The sequence below is a fragment of the Pseudoalteromonas sp. S2893 genome (assembly GCF_005887105.1).
Lineage (GTDB): Bacteria > Pseudomonadota > Gammaproteobacteria > Enterobacterales > Alteromonadaceae > Pseudoalteromonas > Pseudoalteromonas atlantica.
This window is the reverse complement of sequence record NZ_PNCY01000008.1, coordinates 82,116-98,159: the sequence shown is the minus strand read 5'-3', so window position 1 is coordinate 98,159 and position 16,044 is coordinate 82,116. Positions and strand designations below refer to the sequence as shown.

15 protein-coding genes are annotated in these 16,044 nt (G+C 40.5%); 4 read left to right on the top strand and 11 right to left on the bottom strand.

All coding sequences use genetic code 11. The features are described from left to right. Positions 1-69: 69 nt before the first annotated feature. Complete coding sequence (locus CWC04_RS04035) at positions 70-696, top strand: TetR/AcrR family transcriptional regulator (RefSeq protein ID WP_138684674.1); 627 nt, start codon at positions 70-72, stop codon at positions 694-696. A 42-nt stretch (positions 697-738) separates the two neighbouring features. On the opposite strand, the gene CWC04_RS04030 is transcribed toward CWC04_RS04035, so the two are convergent. The 6 genes from CWC04_RS04030 to CWC04_RS04005 form a co-directional block, all read right to left on the bottom strand. Further along, positions 739-1,842, bottom strand: a complete 1,104-nt coding sequence (locus CWC04_RS04030; protein WP_138684673.1) for a HupE/UreJ family protein — start codon at positions 1,840-1,842, stop codon at positions 739-741. After that, on the bottom strand, positions 1,839-2,867 hold the full coding sequence (locus CWC04_RS04025; RefSeq protein ID WP_138684672.1) for a tetratricopeptide repeat protein: 1,029 nt from the start codon (positions 2,865-2,867) through the stop codon (positions 1,839-1,841). Before CWC04_RS04025 ends, CWC04_RS04030 begins: the two co-directional genes overlap by 4 nt. A 56-nt stretch (positions 2,868-2,923) precedes the next feature. After that, positions 2,924-3,436, bottom strand: coding sequence for a cadherin-like domain-containing protein (locus CWC04_RS04020; RefSeq protein ID WP_138684671.1), 513 nt, complete (start codon positions 3,434-3,436; stop codon positions 2,924-2,926). A gap of 10 nt (positions 3,437-3,446) precedes the next feature. Next, complete coding sequence (locus tag CWC04_RS04015; protein WP_029771656.1) at positions 3,447-5,039, bottom strand: DUF4331 domain-containing protein; 1,593 nt, start codon at positions 5,037-5,039, stop codon at positions 3,447-3,449. Between the two features lie 386 nt (positions 5,040-5,425). Then, the gene (locus CWC04_RS04010) at positions 5,426-6,109 is read right to left on the bottom strand and encodes an anti-sigma factor (RefSeq protein WP_138684670.1); all 684 of its coding nucleotides are present in this window, start codon (positions 6,107-6,109) and stop codon (positions 5,426-5,428) included. Further along, entirely contained in the window at positions 6,106-6,630 is a 525-nt protein-coding gene (locus CWC04_RS04005; protein WP_138684669.1) for a sigma-70 family RNA polymerase sigma factor, read from the bottom strand. The genes CWC04_RS04010 and CWC04_RS04005 overlap by 4 nt, the downstream gene beginning before the upstream one ends. A 456-nt stretch (positions 6,631-7,086) precedes the next feature. On the opposite strand from CWC04_RS04005, the gene CWC04_RS04000 reads away from it, so the two are divergent. Next, complete coding sequence (locus tag CWC04_RS04000) at positions 7,087-8,706, top strand: diacylglycerol kinase family protein (RefSeq protein WP_138684668.1); 1,620 nt, start codon at positions 7,087-7,089, stop codon at positions 8,704-8,706. Positions 8,707-8,744: 38 nt separating this feature from the next. Here CWC04_RS04000 and CWC04_RS03995 read toward each other — a convergent pair whose 3' ends face one another. Together CWC04_RS03995 and CWC04_RS03990 are read right to left on the bottom strand one after the other, a co-directional pair. Continuing rightward, positions 8,745-9,053, bottom strand: coding sequence for a VF530 family protein (locus CWC04_RS03995; RefSeq protein ID WP_004588743.1), 309 nt, complete (start codon positions 9,051-9,053; stop codon positions 8,745-8,747). Positions 9,054-9,107: 54 nt separating this feature from the next. Continuing rightward, positions 9,108-9,410, bottom strand: a complete 303-nt coding sequence (locus CWC04_RS03990) for a DUF1496 domain-containing protein (RefSeq protein WP_004588742.1) — start codon at positions 9,408-9,410, stop codon at positions 9,108-9,110. A gap of 117 nt (positions 9,411-9,527) precedes the next feature. Here CWC04_RS03990 and CWC04_RS03985 point away from each other — a divergent pair, with 117 nt between their 5' ends. Beyond that, entirely contained in the window at positions 9,528-9,761 is a 234-nt protein-coding gene (locus CWC04_RS03985; protein ID WP_004588741.1) for a TIGR02647 family protein, read from the top strand. Here the strand turns inward: CWC04_RS03985 and maiA are convergent. Continuing rightward, a complete protein-coding gene (gene maiA, locus CWC04_RS03980; protein ID WP_138684667.1) occupies positions 9,758-10,387 on the bottom strand; it encodes a maleylacetoacetate isomerase in 630 nt (209 codons plus the stop codon). The two genes, CWC04_RS03985 and maiA, sit on opposite strands and share 4 nt — an antisense overlap. A 5-nt stretch (positions 10,388-10,392) precedes the next feature. Further along, complete coding sequence (gene hmgA / locus CWC04_RS03975; RefSeq protein ID WP_138684666.1) at positions 10,393-11,691, bottom strand: homogentisate 1,2-dioxygenase; 1,299 nt, start codon at positions 11,689-11,691, stop codon at positions 10,393-10,395. A 415-nt stretch (positions 11,692-12,106) separates the two neighbouring features. Here hmgA and CWC04_RS03970 point away from each other — a divergent pair, with 415 nt between their 5' ends. After that, the gene (locus CWC04_RS03970; RefSeq protein WP_138684665.1) at positions 12,107-12,532 is read left to right on the top strand and encodes a MarR family winged helix-turn-helix transcriptional regulator; all 426 of its coding nucleotides are present in this window, start codon (positions 12,107-12,109) and stop codon (positions 12,530-12,532) included. 123 nt (positions 12,533-12,655) lie between these two features. Here CWC04_RS03970 and CWC04_RS03965 read toward each other — a convergent pair whose 3' ends face one another. Continuing rightward, the gene (locus CWC04_RS03965; RefSeq protein ID WP_126009037.1) at positions 12,656-15,796 is read right to left on the bottom strand and encodes a TonB-dependent receptor; all 3,141 of its coding nucleotides are present in this window, start codon (positions 15,794-15,796) and stop codon (positions 12,656-12,658) included. Positions 15,797-16,044 lie beyond the last annotated feature (248 nt).

Below are 16,044 nucleotides of genomic sequence, written 5' to 3'. Positions count from 1 at the left end.
TGTTGTTAAGTTAAGCTATGCAATGAACTTACGCTGTATTAAGTATGCGCTTAATACCGGAGTAGGGTTATGAGCACGAAAGCTAAAAGGCATATAGACCCAGCATTAGCACAAGCTAGGCGAGAGCAGGTGCTTAGTGCTGCCTCAGAGTGTTTTAAACGCAAGGGATACCATGGCGCAGGCATGGCCGAAATATCCCGTACGGCAGGCATGAGCGCTGGGCATATATATAACTATTTTGAAAGCAAAGAGGCAATAATTGAAAGTATTATTGCTAAAGACATGGAAGAAATGTTTTCTATCTTTCAGGAGTTTGAAGATCACCCAGGTGATGTTCTGCAAGCGCTTATAGATGGCTTAAACATTGGTGTACAAAGGCATATGGATACCGGTGCCTGTGTGGTTGATTTAGACATGATGGCGGAAGCGGGTCGCAATACTAAAGTGGCCTCGCTTTTACGAGATATGGATATTCAAGCGCGGGGGCGCATGCGCCAACTACTCACCAGTGAACGTAGTGCACTTAAAGACACTGATGAACACGAACTTGAAAGCCGCATTAACGTTATTTTTTCGATGATGGCGGGGTTACTGCTTCGTAAGATGCTCTACCCTGAGCTCACCGAAGAAACGGTGTTAATCGCGCTAAGGCCTGCGATGAAAACCTTACTAATGCCGTTTGATAAAACCAAGTAATAGAAAACTAAAAAGCGAGTCAAAAGACTCGCTTTTTTAATGCTAAATGCGCTCTACGCACCACAATAGTGCCATTGCAGCGATAGCAAGGGAGCCAATTGGCATCACCCACTTTATGTAAATAGGTTTATTGCGCATTGTTAGTAACACCGGCAGTGCAATACACAATATACTCAGCTGCCCAAGCTCTACACCTAAGTTAAACGCTAAAATGCTGAGCAATTGATAATCGCTCGAGAGCCCAAGCTCACCCAGTACACTGGCAAAGCCCATTCCATGTAACAAACCAAACGCAAAAGTAAGCCAGCCAAGGCGTAATATAACCGGCCATACATTGTTTAAAGCCGCAAATAATACCGAGATTGCAATACCTAGCTCTACCCAGCGGCTACTTGGCGAAACAAGATTAAGAGCCGTAGCAGTAAGGGTAAGTGAATGCGCAAGGGTAAACGCAGTCACAATCCACGCAGTGTGCTTAATAATGTGCTTTTTACTTGCTATTGCCTGCCAGTGACTTTCAGTGCGGGTTAAAACGCAGGTTAAAAGTAGAGCGATTAAAAATAAAATATGGTCAATGCCAATCCAAATATGTAACACGCCTTGATAAACATATTGGTTAAAAGTCGTTAAATAACTCGATTGCCCAGTGGTAAAAGTGTGTTGTTGCTCATCTATAGTGAAAACCCGCGAAACCTGATTTACATTTACAATAACTTTGTGATTTGCGTCTTGGTTAAAAAAAGCGCGGTACATTAACGTTACATCTGCATCAGTGTTACAGCTAAAAACTAGCGGCAAGACTAAATATGCTTCATTAAAATGATTATCTAATTGATAGTTATCGGTGATTGTTAATGGGCAAGTTTGCTCATTTTGTAAAACCGATAGAGTATTTTTGGCATAGCGATTAATAGCCGACTTTTGTGATTTTAATTCGCCCCAGCTTATTTGTGTGTCTTGGTTAACATCAAGCGCAACGTGCTGTTCTAAATCGCTAATATTTATTTGCCAGGTGCCTGTGTATTGCTTTTCGTTGTTGGTATTATCCAGTGAAATGTAGCTTGTGCTCAACTGATGTGCTTGCACACTAAAGTTAGCAACTAGCGCAACTATAAATAAAACAAATAACGCGTTTATTTTACTCATAAAGAATCCCTAACCATCGTATTTGCTTGGCTTAGTAAGTGTTTATCTGTACTCATTTTTGCTTGCTGCCAATTTATATTTGCCCAGTATTGTGCCTTGGCTTGGTTTGCTTGTACATGAATATAGTAGTTAGCTAAGTCGTTGGCATGGAAGGTATCTTGGCGTTGTTCACGTAATTTTACGCGCTGTTGCATGAGTGGTTGCCACACCGTATTAGTGTGCATATTACTGCGTTTTTCAGCTATGGCTAACTTGAGCAAAATAGCGTCTTCAAGCGATGAGTGGCTATTGGCAAGTTTACCGAGTGTATTAAGCACTTTTTCAGGGTTGTTTTGCTGCAGTTGAATATCGGCCCACAGCACAATAAGGCTCACCGGGGCTGTGTTTAAATCAATATTATTTATATGCTGCTGCGCACGGGTGAATTTATTGAGTCTAAACGCCATTTCGCTGAGCACATGTTTTGTCGCTAAGCTGCTGTTTTTGTTTTGCGTAAGCTTAACTAACGCGTGATAACTTTCACTAAGTTTGCCCTGTTGGCTTTGTACATCTAGCACACACGTGCTGGCCGTTAATAGGCTGGTGTTACCAATTAATGCCACACAATGACGCTTAGCTTGTTCAAATTTGCCTTGTGTCATCAACATATTAGCGAGTAATAAATGGGTGTTTACATGATCTGGCTGGGTTTTTAATACGTTATTAGCAACGTCTATGGCACGCGAAAACGCATGCTCCTTTTGAAGTACCCGTGCATATAAATAACCGGTTTGTGCAGTTGCAGAAGCGGTATATAAGTTTTTTAAGCGTTTTTTTAATACACCTTGATAGCGCTCTGTTTGGCCTATGTATTGGCTATTTATCACCAGCGCAGTGAGTTGCTCAAGGGTTAAATTAGCACTTAATGTTGCATTGCTTGTGGCAATAATTGCGTTATCTTTTGGGGTAATTGGTTTTGCAAGCACGTTATTTACACACAGTGCAGCGCAAAAAACAAAGAGCATTTTTTTATAATGACTGCGCATTGTTTTATCCTCTTAAAAAAGCCATCCATGGCCATCAGCTTAATTTACTTACTGAGTTAGTTACCAGAAGAGCCCGATGAAATACCGCTTACGTCTGTGTCTGTATTGATAAAGACACGTCCGTTGGTAGATAGCGGTTGCGCAGTGGGGCTTTGATTAAATGCATCGCTTGCAAATTGTGCAAAGTCCACTTGCAGTGCTTCAATGGTTATATTTACCGCTGCAGTCACTTGCTGGTTAACACCGTCTGATACACCAAACATAAAGCTGTCGCTACCGGTTGCTTCTTTGTTTGGGGTATAGGTAAAGCTGCCATCGCTATTTACTACAGCGTTACCTAATGTCGGCTGCGAAGTTAATGTGTATGTTAATGTATCGCCATCAGCATCGGTGGCCACTAACATGTCGTTAATTTCAACTTCTGTTTGTGTGGTTAACATTGCATCACTAGCATTGGGCGCAGAATTTACAAGCGGTGTGGGCTGTTTGTTATCATCATCACTGCTACACGCGCCTAGTGCCAAAGCGCATAACAATATACTGCTATGGGTAAGGTTTAAATTACGCATACGTTACTCCTTATTTAGAGCCTGCAAGTGGGGTGGCTAAGTATGGGAAAGTGGCATCCATCATGCTCGCATCAACTGGAGCACCATCAGTGAATGGCACTGTACCTACATCAGCATCCTCTGGTGTACATAGGCCTAAGTCGGTGTCTTCACCATTTACAGGAATAGGATGACATAAACGCCCCATTACCACGCGAAGTGCAATATCAACGACATCGTCACCTGGACGGCGCCCGTTTGGAAAACCTGCTAAATCATCACCGGCTACACCAAATGCAGACTGATCAGTTTGTGCTGTGGCTGCAATTGCAGTATTTAAACGTAGCATTTCTGATGGCGTTACGGTGGCTTGTTGGTTTACCCCTGCAAAACCAGTTAAAAATGCGGTGATTAAATCAGTACGTGGAAAGTTAGTTGGAGCAAGAGTTTCTAAATTAGCGCCAAGCGTGGTATTTACTGCATCTTTAAATAAAATATTTAACAGCTCTGGTAAAGACGGGTGCGAAACGTAATCTAAAAACTGTGCATCGTCTTTAGGGTGAGCCGTTGAGAAGGTATCTTTGTCTTTAATACCAATAACGAGCTCATTAACTAATGGATTACCTAAGCGTGAAACCTGCGTTAATGCACCGCCATTTACCGCGTTGTCTGCAAATTTAGCGTTAGGGTTTAAAATGCGTGCTTGAGGTAGGCTCGCTGTTGTCCATGAACCAATTACGCCGTTGCCTTCACCTACAATACAGCTTTTAGGCATTTCAACTGCAATTGAGGTAACGTTTTTATCTACGAGGTCGTCATTCTCACTGCTTTGTGTAATCCCTCCAGGGAAACCACCGCCATCCCCAGCACCTGGCGCACTATCACCTTCAACGGGAACGTAATTTACTAAATCGAATGTTTTACCTAAGTTGACGACAAACGGGTCTTTGCGCTGACCAACAAATACTTTGGCCATACTGTCACAGCCTGGTACCGAAACTTGATAAACAAACTGATCTGCATAGGTTTGGTAATCAGCCATTGAACCAAATGTTTTGTCACCAATATAATCAAGCGGTTTATTAAACGTGGTTGAACTGGTAGTGGTATTACTTAATGCTGTACTGGTACCCGTGCGTTGTGGACCGCTTATCATGCTGAGTGTGTATGACTCGCTAAAATTAGCGGCGCTATCATCACCTGCCGCTACACCACCAACGTTTTTAAGTGGTACAGATACAGTACGTTGATTATCTTCTGGGCCAACGGTTAATTGCACACCTTGATTATCGTTTGGCAGCATACTGGTAAAATTAAAGGCAAAGGTAATATCCTCTACTGCATCACCGTCGTTATCAATATGAATACTGTAGGTTGCATCTGGGTCCATAGCAAAGTAGTTAGGGCCGCCGTAGGCATCTTGTAGAGGAATATAGTTGGCAATAAACGTAACGTAGTCGTCTCTGCCTGCTTCATAACTATTAAATACGTAAAAGTCGGTAGAGTCTAAGGTTGGAAAGCGGCTAATGTTCGGCGCTTCACGATGACTTGATGCCTCGCTAGAGGTGCTTACTAAGGTACTGCATACTACTACTGCGAGTATAGATGGAGTTAAAGCTTTCATGACTTTTTCCTTTAGTTTTGATTGGAGTCATAACTAATAACGAAACAAAAAGCACAATGGATGCAAAAAAGTTAAATATTTTTTTATTTTGTTAATAAAGGGGTGTTTAACGTTCAAGATTAAATTTTCAGCAGGCTGTTTTGCATTTAGATAAGGAAGTGATAAGAGAGTGTTAAGGGGCTGAAGCGGTTTGGTTTTATACTTATTACAGGGGGTGTATGCAATTAAAATAACGCAGCAGGTATTGAGCACACAATATGATAAGCATCGCAGTACGATTAAGCCTACTTTAGTTTAATCAAATATTAATGGTAAAGGGCGGTAGACCCAAGATAAATAAAAAGGTTGGCCAAACAAAGTTTGACCAACCAGTCGCGTTTATTTAGTTATAAAATAACTAAATCTGTCGTGTACAGTACTTGTGTTGGTAGGCCGTTTGGCGAGCCACCTAAAGGCTCTAAGCTAACAGCGAGTAGGGCAATGTCTTGCGCCTTAAAGCGTGTGCCTTTGAGTAACTGTTTTTCACCGTTTTTAGGCAGTAGACCCAACGAAATTGGCGTGTCTTGCCCTTTTAAAATCATCCACAGCTCGTAGTCTTTATCGGTTTGCGCAACAAGTTTATCACTGGCTTTAACCGATAATGTTTGCTCATCTACGTTAATAAACCACAGTGATTGCTTATCTTGGTTTTGTACTAAAGCAATTTGTTGGCTGTATTGGGGCTGATATGTGGGCTGAATAACCAAAAATGCTAAGATAATACAGGCAGCTGTGGCTATAAATGACCAATTTCGCCACAGCGATGTAGCTGGTTTGATCACCGTTTTAACGGGTTGATTGGTGTGTTCTAATGTATTTAAAATATTCTGCCACACTTGCGCGCGGGGTGTTTGAGGCGTAATTGCACTGGCTAAATCATTTAAATTTTGCTCCCACATTATAGTGGCTTCTCGGGCTTGCGGTAAGCTGAGCATTAAGCGTTGAAAACGTTTTCGTGCCAGGCCTTTTAAAGTACCTAATACATACTGCCCTGCTAAAGCATCAAGTAATTCTGGTTTATTATAATTCATAATGTTAAACACCTCTGCAACTGCTGCAAACCACGCCTGATCCAGCTTTTAACTGTGCCTAAGGGCGTTTCTATGTGATTGACTAACTCACCATGGCTTAGCCCTTTGTAATAGGCTAAATGAATGGCTTGTTTTTGTTGGGGATCAAGTTGCTCAATACAATTAACAAGTTTGGTTTGTTCGTCGTAACTAACATCGACTGCTTGTTCGTCGTATTCATCGTCACCCATTGCCTGCTCTTTTCTTACCTTGTGATAACGCAATGCATCTAAGCTGCGGTATCTCACAATGCTTATCATCCAGCAAATAACAGTGCCTTTAGATGAATTGTACTCTGACGCGTTATGCCAAATTTTTATAAATGCCTCTTGCAGTACTTCTTCTGCGTGCGCGCGGTTTGACAGCATATTTAAACTAATCGCAAAAAGCTTTGCGCTTGTTTGCTGATACAAATCAGCAAACGCGGCTTTGTTACCCTGTGCTGTTTTACACAAAAGGGGAAGTAAATTGTCGTTTTCCATAAGGTTCCTGTTGTTTTTATTATTACCGAGGTGTGTTGAGCTTCGTGAATTAAAAATTGTTTTATTTAAGCGCAACTTAATCGCTTTGAAATAGAGATTAAACAGGCTGTTATAAATTTAACCAATAAAGATAAACACACTCTCAATAAACGTGTGAAAAGAGTGATTGGATGCAAAACTTTTAAGCTGACATTTATATTAGCTGCTGTACACATTGAAACAAGTTTTAAATATAAACAGTTACCTTTGAGTAGTGAGAAAAAATGACCGATTACTGTGTAAAAAGCGCCTAATATGCGAATACAGCTAAAGCTAGCTACTTTTATTTATTTTATATCAGTTACTTAGTGTTGTTTTTGTTCCTAAAAAACAACTTTTATTGGCGTGTAAATTGCTACTACACTTATACACAGCTGTAAAAAAATGTGCCAAAACAGTAAAAATAAAGGAGAAAATATGTGGGCTGCAACGAGTTATTTAATTTTAGCGTTAATTTTTATATTTATAGGGTGGGAGGTTAACTCGGTATATTTTGCAGTGGTATTTTACTGGAGTGCATTGTCGTTAATTCTTGTCAGTGGTGCTTATATTTTTAACTTGGCGAAAATTTTTAGAAAGCGTGAAAATGGTGTTATTCCATTTTATATTCGCTGGGCATTTGTGCCTTTTTTACTGGGTGCTCAAATTTACAATGCGTATTCTCGCAAGCACGATAAAGTCCCTCCCATTCAAAAAATTAACGACCATTTATTTTTAGCATGCCGATTGTTCCCCTCTGATATTGATACGTTAAAAGAAAACGGCATAACGGCAATATTAGATGTAACGTGTGAGTTTGATGGCTTAGAATGGAGCTCTACACAAGAAAATATTAGCTATTTAAATATTCCGGTGCTTGATCATAGTGTGCCTACCCACTCGCAATTAAACCAAGCCATTAACTGGATACATCATCATATTAAAGAAGACCGCCGCGTGGTAGTTCACTGTGCACTGGGCAGAGGGCGTTCGGTATTTGTTATGGCAGCGTATTTACTGAGCCAAGATAAAAACGCCGATGTTCACCAAGTGCTCGCGCAAATAAAAGAAACCCGCGAAACCGCAAATCTTAATAAGCATCAGCTTCGTCATTTAGCAAAGCGACATAACAAGGGCGACTTAGTTATTAAAAACAAAGCCGTTATTATTGCAAACCCTGTGTCGGGTACCAAAATGTGGCAAGACAAAGAGCATTTAATAGTGGCTAGGTTGTCGGCGTATTATGATTTAGAAGTATTAACCACCACCAAAGAAATAGACGGTATTGAGCTTGCTAAACAAGCTATTAAAGATAAGCCAGATATAATAATTGCCTGTGGCGGCGATGGAACCGTGACAGAAGTAGCAAGTGTGTTGGTAAACACTCAGTGCAAGCTGGGTATTATCCCAATGGGCACAGCCAATGCCTTAGCGCATGTGCTTATGGGGATTAGCTCTAAAATCATTCCTGTTGAGCAGGCCTGCGATCTTATTATTGATGGGCAAACCCAAACAATTGATACGGCCTATTGTAATGACGAGCTAATGCTGTTGTTAGCTGGGATTGGTTATGAGCAATCAATGGTAGAAAAAGCAGATAGAGACTCAAAAAACGAATCGGGTCAGCTTGCCTATTTAAGTGGTTTTTTTCAGGCATTTAGTGAGCAAAAAGCGCAAACCCTTTATGTCACCCTTGATGATAATCAAATGCAGGAGGTAAATACAAATAGCTTTATTGTAGCTAATGCTGCGCCATTTACTACGTTATTAGCCCAAGGAGGTGGTCAGCCCGATCACGAAGATGGCCTATTAGACATTAATTGGCTGCTACCTAGTGATGAAAACACCACTCGCGTGTTAAGCATTGCTGAACTTATGTTTAGTAGTATTACACAAACGCATTTAGCAATTAGCTCGCATCATACCAACGCTAAAAAAGTAACGATCACCGCAGACGAAGAAATTAAGTATGTACTCGATGGTGAAATAAAAATAGCGGATACGCTTACTATTACAGTTGACCCTGCCTCGTTAAATGTAATTAGTAAGGAGTTATAAAATACAAAATGCACGTACTTAACGTGCATTTTTGTGTATTACTTTTTAATGCTTGGCCAAACAAAACCACTGCTATCGCTTTGGCTGGCAGGCTTAGGGCGCTGAGCGCTTTTGGGTTTACGCAGCGGTTTGTTACTTAACGTATGTAAGTAGAGAGCTTCAACTTTATCGCGAGCCCAAGGGGTTTTACGTAAAAATTTTAAGCTTGATTTAATACTCGGTGAGTCGGTAAAACATTTAATGTTTACTTGCTCGCCCATGGCTTTAAACCCTAAGCGCTGCTCAAGCTCTACTAAAATTTGTTCTAACGTTACCCCATGAAGAGGATTTTTTGGTTGATTATCCATAGCCATACTACTTATTTAAACTGTGCGCATTGTAGCGTAAATCCTCTTTTAGCGCTAATTGACCGTAATGGTTTTAGGCTTTGTGGGATAAACAATATTGCCTTTTTTATCTAATTTTAGCCAAATTAGCTCACTGTTATTATGCTGTGGGTTATTAGCTGCGCACACTAAGGTAAAAGAATGTACTTGCACCAGCGCGCCTTCACTATAACGTTTGTTGTCGTACCAACAAATATCACCATTATTAATAATCTCATTAGCGTCAATAATAGAATGCGTTTTGACTGTTTTTGCATAACTGCTAGGGGCTAAAGTGAACGCTATTAAAAAAATAAATAAAACCATAATATGGCGCATGAGCGACCTCGAATTTTGATAGTTTAAAAATAGTACACACGATTAAAAAACATGCTAGGGTAAGTAATAGCGTTAAACAACACTGACTTAAACACACAATTATAAAAAGGTGAACACATGCAATTTAATCAAACAATGATAGATGAATTTACGTTATTAGCTAAATTTCCACGTGAGAGCAAAATGCAAGGGATTAAGTTACATTCGGATGCTGAACCAAATTTATTAAGCGCGGCACAAAGGTTGTTTGATAAAGGCGTGATAGACAGCCCAGATGGCGGCTATTTAACCGAACTGGGCCTTGATTTAATAGAGCACGTGAGTGTTATTCACTGCGCGTTAAAAAGTTAAACTGCATCGCGCTGATTTTGCGGCGCGGCGTCATTAAAAGCGGGCAATGCATTACAACGTGCATAAATGGCTGCAATTTTTGGATACGCAGCCATATCTACATTAAAACGCAATGCATTAAATACCTGTGGCACTAAACATATATCAGCGAGAGTGGGTGTATTGCCTACGCAAAACTCATTGTTTTCACTTAGCATCATTTCAATTTTTTCAAACCCAAGCTCTACCCAATGCCTATACCAGGCGGCTTTAGCTTGCTCGTCTACACCCAATTCGTTACTTAAATACTTCAGCACTCGTAAATTATTTACTGGATGAATATCACATGCCACTGCATAGCTAATATTACGAATTTGCGCTTTTTGCCATGCAGTGCCATAAATTAACGGCGTTTGCGGATAGCTTTCATCTAACCACTCTAAAATAGCGAGTGATTGCACTAATACGCCTTCGTCCGTTTCAAGAGCAGGAAGTAAACCTTGCACATTTTTATCTAAGTAAGGCTGCGCTAGCTGTTCCGATTTAAGTAAATTAACGAATTGCATATCATGCTCAATGCCTTTTAAATTAAGTGCTATGCGTACACGGTATGCGGCAGATGAGCGAAAGTAGCTATATAGTTTCATTGTTATTATTCCTCGCCTGTAAAATGTTTTGTGATACTACGCCAGCACTGAGTGTAATTAGTTTGGCGCTCTTTTCCTTCAAGGGCATATTTAGTGGGCGATATTATGTAACGAGACTCGAACATAAAGGCCAACGTGTTCTCGTATTTTTGCGGTGCAAGCTCAGCGTTAGATGCTTTTTCGAATACCTCGGCTTCAGGCCCATGTGGCGACATACAATTATGCAAACTAGCGCCTCCTGGTACAAACCCGTGCTCTTTTGCATCGTAAACCCCTTCTATTAAGCCCATAAACTCACTCATAATATTGCGATGATAGTAAGGAGGTCTAAATGTATTCTCTGCCACCATCCAGCGCGGTGGAAAAATTACAAAATCTACATTTGCCATGCCTTCAGTGGCTGAAGGGGAGGTAAGTACAGTAAATATAGAAGGATCTGGGTGGTCAAAACTCACGGTATTAATAACATTAAAACGTGCTAAGTCGTATTTGTACGGTGCGCTGTTACCGGTCCAAGCAACTACATCAAAAGGCGAGTGTGTGATAGGGCAACTAAATAAATGACCGTTAAATTTAGTGACTAATTCAAAGCTACCTTCTTTATCTTCAAATGCAGCAACAGGGTATTTAAAGTCTCTGTCGTTGGCGTAGCCATTTGCACCGACGGGGCCGCGCTCGGCAAGTTCAAATGCATGACCATAGTTTTCACAAATGTAGCCACGTGCGGTTTCATCAATTAAATCAACCGAGAATTTAATCCCGCGAGGAATGACGGCAATTTCCCCCGGCTTTACTGTGAGCTTTCCACATTCAGTGTGTAATAACAGTTCGCCATGCTGAGGCACAAACAATAGCTCACCATCGGCATTACAAAAATAACGCTCTTGCATAGAACTGTTAGCAACATAAACATGAATACCAATACCGGTTTGTCCATTGGCACTGCCATTTGCAGCCATTGTAATTAAGCCATCAATAAAATCAGTGGGCTTTGAAGGAATATCAATAGGGCTCCAGCGCATCATTGTAGGGGGCGTAATTGCTTCAGTTATAGGCGCTGTTCTTATTAGAGCGTTATCTATAGCGGTGTATTCACCTTGTACCACCGATGGACGAAGGCGGTACAGCCACGTGCGACGATTAGCGGCTCGCGGTGCCGTAAAGGCCGTGCTGCTAAATTGCTCGGTGTATAAATTGTACTTCACCTTTTGTGGGGTAAATTGCCCGACAGGCAATGCACCGGGTAGCGCTTCGGTTTCAAACTCATTGCCAAAACCGCTCATGTAGTTTATTTCGCTGGCCATATTTAGATCCTGTGAGAGTGACATTGTTTTATTTTTCTAGGGCCTGTTTATCTTTCGAGGTTGAATTTGCAGCAGTCTGTTTGGGAATTAGGCAAGGCAGAGCCTATGCAGTGTGGTTGTTCCCCATAAATAGGCCATAACGTAGCATAAATGCCAAACAGGCGCTGCCCGAAGGGTTCTGCCTAGGGGCCATTTACTCTTTGTTGCTCGGTTTTTACTTAGCCCACTAGGTTACAAACCTCGCGCCGCGATTAAATGGCCCCTAGATTGAACAAATTTCAATCCTGAAAGGTCAACAGGCCCTAATTAGTTTAAAGTACTCTCAAGTGAGAGTAATTTCAAATGGGCGCATGTTTTAGCCTGTAAATAAAAATGCACAGTTTTCACAGTGTGTAAATGCGATGAGAAAGTAATAATGGAAATAGATCTAGATCAGTTTTTGCCCTATCAGTTGAACCAAATGGCAAATCTCATAAGCGATGATTTTGCGCGTGTTTATCAGCAAAAATACAACTTAACCATCCCTCAATGGCGGGTGTTGGCAAACTTAGCACAATATGGCAAAAGCAATGCAAAAGATTTATGTACTCAGGCCAATATGGACAAGTCAACGGTTTCGCGAGTTATAAAATCATTGCTGCAAAGAGGGTATGTTGAAGCACAGCTAAATCAGCAAGATAAGCGAGTAACGCAGGTTATGTTAAATGAGCAGGGCTATGCACTTTACAAGCTCATAGCACGTGATGCACAAAACTGGGAAGGGCAATTAGCTGAAAAATTTAGTAAGCAGCAACAAGTCCAATTGCTAAATTTACTAAAAGAGCTTAAAGAGGCCTTATAAAATCAATCCGCAATAATACTTAATCATTTTGAGGGGATAAATAGATCATTTAATTAAGCTGGTTGGTAAAAAAAAGCCCATCAAAAGATGGGCTTTAATTAGTCGTTTTTTACGCTAATGCGATTAGAAAGTGTAACGAACACCTACACGCATTTGCCATAATGACGCATCAGATTGTACTGATGTATTTGCGTTGTTTTCATTAAAGCCTGAGTAAACGTAACGGCCTTGCTCATCAATTGATGTTGAAATCATGCTAGCGCCAACGAAAGGACCTTTTTTAAGTACGCCCCAATCATCGTTTAACAGGTTAGTTAAGTTATCAATTACGAAGAACGCTTCACCTTTATGGCCATCCATAAAGCCTGGTAATTCTTGAGTAACTTTAAAGTTAAATTTAACAAACCAATCTGAGTTTTCAGCATTACGGCCAGTGATTTCACCACGCTCTAAACCGTTAGATGCGATAAAGTCGTTAAACGCGTTAATTTCATCAGCGCTCATGTCGTAAACAACGTTAGGATCGTTTTCAAGTGGTACGTAAAGTAACTGACGGTCACCATTCCAGTTAGCATCGCCCCATGCGTCATCACTTCCGTCAAATGTGTAGCTGTATGGTAAGCCTTTGTATGCTTCACCGTATAGGTTAAAGCGAGTAGCAAAACCATCTACAAATTCATGAGAGTAGCCAAGCGTCATAGTAAAACGATGTGGAATTTCGTAATCAGATGATGCAACACCAGGGTTACCAGGATCCGTTAGCGCAATGTTACCGTAGTTTGAGCCAGCAACAGAGCTTGTCATTGGGTTAACATCGTCTGAATCTGTGTACGCGTAACCAAAGTTAACGCTTACGCCATTATCAAACATTTTGCTTACTGCTAATGAAATAACCGATGAATCACCGCTATCGCCACTTACATTTGTAAGAAGGTATTCACCATCACGGCCTTCGATTGACTCGTAAATAGGACGACCATCAAAAGTTGTTTCACCTGTATCTTCAAGTGCGATATCGCGCATTAACGCTGCATCTTTCTTCTTAGAGTATAAGTAATCAAGTGAAATAACATACTCGTTTTCAGTTGTGTATGTAGCACCAATTGAGTATTTCCACTCTGAAGGAATTTCAAAGTCTGGGTCAACTGCATTTACTGTAGCATCACCTGAACCAATTACAGTGTTAGCAACTTCATCAAACATTTCTTGTGGTACTTCAAAACCAGGCGTGCCGCCATTTACGTTAGGCGTGTTGAATAAATCAACCGAGCTGCGGTAAGTACCGATGTTTGTAATACCATCGTTAGAGTAAGAGTTAGATAACCAAACATTCGGGTTACCACCAGAGAATAAGCCAACACCAGCACGAACTTCTAACTCGTCAGTTGCATACCACTGGAAGCCTACACGTGGTTGAAGTAAATCAATACCATCGAATGTGCTTTGGTTACTGTAGCCGTAACGGTCAGTAAAGTTTTGGTTGAAGTTAGGTACGTCATCGCTTGTGTATTTATCATAACGTAAACCAAATGTGATGTTTGCATCTAGGTCTGTAAATGCGTATTCGTCTTGAACATAAAATGTATGCTGAGCGTATGAGAAGCTTGCAGCTGCATCGTTAGGATCATTAGTACCGGCAGCATTGTTGTAGTAAACAGCGTTTGCGATACCTTGTTCAAATAAATCTATACCAGTTAGGCCTGCATCTCTATCGTTGTAAAAACGGTATTCGCCTTCAGTATGTTGTACGAATAAGTTAAATACGTCTAACTCTTCAAACTCATAACCAGCAGTAATTGTGTGTTGGTCAAGGTAGTATGTACCCGCTACTTTAAATGTAGTGGTATCGTAGTCTAAATCATTTGATTGACGAGAATCATCTGGACCAATGTAAACTGTACCACCGTTATCAGTACTAATTTGCATTTCACCAAAGCTGCTTGCAGCATCAAGCGATTGTACCGTTGCGTCTAATTCTGATTTACCAATACGAACTTCAGTAGAAAAATCATCTGACCAATCTGAGTAAACAGAAGCAATGATTGAAGTAAATTCTGCACTTTGGTCGTAAAAGTGGTTTGATAGTGAAACACGGCTAGAACCAGTGTCTGACTGTGAAACCGTATTACCATCGTTGTAGTTATAGATTAAGTTTGCACGGTGATCTTCGTTGATGTTCCAATCTAATTTAACTAAGATTTTTTCATCTTCAACCGGCATACTTGAAGGCATACCGCCTACGTCATAACCATATACAGATTGAGCAACACTTGTAATACGAGCAATATCATCTGCAGTTACACTGCCGCTGCTTAAACCGTCGTAGTTAAACTGTTGCACACCTTCAAGTTTTTCGTATGAAGTGAATAAAAATAGTTTATCTTCGATTAACGGTAAGCCAACGTTAAAGCCGTAACGTTTTTCGGTGTAGTTACCGTTATCAACGTCTTCGCCTTCAATTTTATCGCCTTTTAATGAATCACTTGTGAAATCGTAGAAGATGCCACCGTGAACTTCATTACCACCAGATTTTGTTACCGCATTAATGTTACATGAGGTAAAGCCACCGTACTGTACGTCAAATGGTGCTAGCTCAGCTGAAACCTGTTCAATTGAATCAAAAGAGAAAGGGGCACGAATAGTTGGGTAACCGTTAGAGCTTAAACCAAAGTTATCGTTCATACGAACGCCATCTAGCGTTAAGCTGTTGTAACGAGGGTTACCACCACCACAGTTAATTGAACCGCGGCTATCATCAATTGTGATACGCGGGTCAATACGAATAATATCTTTTAAATCACGGTTAATAGCAGGCGTGTTTTCAAGATCAGTTAAAGTAAATGTAGACGCTGGGCCAGTACCACCAGACATAGAGCTGATAGGTGCACCCGTTACTACAATTTGCTCCATGCTTGATTGTGGCTCAAGTGCAGCATTTACTGGGTAATCGTTACCAATGTTTAGGATAATGTTATTAAATTCTTGATCAGCATAAACATCAGAATCAACGATTACCTTGTAAGGACCACCAACACGAAGGCCTTTAGCAGTAAAGTAACCTGCATCGTTTGCTTCTGTTGTTTTAACTGAGCCAGACGGTACGTGTAAAATTGTTATTTTGGTACCTGGAGCTGGGTTACCGTTTGGACCGGTAATTTGACCCTTAATCGCAGAGGTTGTTTCGTTGGCGAATGCAGCGCCACTTACACTTACACACGCAGCGATAGCAAGTGAGAGTGCTGTTTTTTGAAGTTTAGTCTTCATTTTCATTTCCCGTGAAAGTTATAATTAAATTGTTATTTTAAGTAGTATAAAGTCAGCAGTGTTGTTGAATTTATACTCTTGTAATATGCAAAATTAATTTGCACAATTTATACTTGTATACTTAACTAAATTTGGATTAATTACTTATTGTTATGTTACCGCCGCTATGTGACAGTATTATGAAATGCAAACTTTATAATTCCTTTTACAATTAATTATTTACATTTTGTAATTAATACATTTTTAGC

Excerpts from the sequence above, each read along its gene's own strand:
- CWC04_RS04000 (WP_138684668.1), top strand. The coding sequence starts at position 7,087 with ATGTGGGCTGCAACGAGTTATTTAATTTTAGCGTTAATTTTTATATTT.
- CWC04_RS04020 (WP_138684671.1), bottom strand. The coding sequence starts at position 3,436 with ATGCGTAATTTAAACCTTACCCATAGCAGTATATTGTTATGCGCTTTG.
- CWC04_RS04010 (WP_138684670.1), bottom strand. The coding sequence starts at position 6,109 with ATGAATTATAATAAACCAGAATTACTTGATGCTTTAGCAGGGCAGTAT.
- CWC04_RS03970 (WP_138684665.1), top strand. The coding sequence starts at position 12,107 with ATGGAAATAGATCTAGATCAGTTTTTGCCCTATCAGTTGAACCAAATG.
- CWC04_RS03985 (WP_004588741.1), top strand. The coding sequence starts at position 9,528 with ATGCAATTTAATCAAACAATGATAGATGAATTTACGTTATTAGCTAAA.
- CWC04_RS03990 (WP_004588742.1), bottom strand. The coding sequence starts at position 9,410 with ATGCGCCATATTATGGTTTTATTTATTTTTTTAATAGCGTTCACTTTA.
- CWC04_RS04005 (WP_138684669.1), bottom strand. The coding sequence starts at position 6,630 with ATGGAAAACGACAATTTACTTCCCCTTTTGTGTAAAACAGCACAGGGT.
- CWC04_RS04030 (WP_138684673.1), bottom strand. The coding sequence starts at position 1,842 with ATGAGTAAAATAAACGCGTTATTTGTTTTATTTATAGTTGCGCTAGTT.
- CWC04_RS04025 (WP_138684672.1), bottom strand. The coding sequence starts at position 2,867 with ATGCGCAGTCATTATAAAAAAATGCTCTTTGTTTTTTGCGCTGCACTG.
- CWC04_RS03995 (WP_004588743.1), bottom strand. The coding sequence starts at position 9,053 with ATGGATAATCAACCAAAAAATCCTCTTCATGGGGTAACGTTAGAACAA.
- CWC04_RS04035 (WP_138684674.1), top strand. The coding sequence starts at position 70 with ATGAGCACGAAAGCTAAAAGGCATATAGACCCAGCATTAGCACAAGCT.
- CWC04_RS03965 (WP_126009037.1), bottom strand. The coding sequence starts at position 15,796 with ATGAAGACTAAACTTCAAAAAACAGCACTCTCACTTGCTATCGCTGCG.
- hmgA (WP_138684666.1), bottom strand. The coding sequence starts at position 11,691 with ATGGCCAGCGAAATAAACTACATGAGCGGTTTTGGCAATGAGTTTGAA.
- maiA (WP_138684667.1), bottom strand. The coding sequence starts at position 10,387 with ATGAAACTATATAGCTACTTTCGCTCATCTGCCGCATACCGTGTACGC.
- CWC04_RS04015 (WP_029771656.1), bottom strand. The coding sequence starts at position 5,039 with ATGAAAGCTTTAACTCCATCTATACTCGCAGTAGTAGTATGCAGTACC.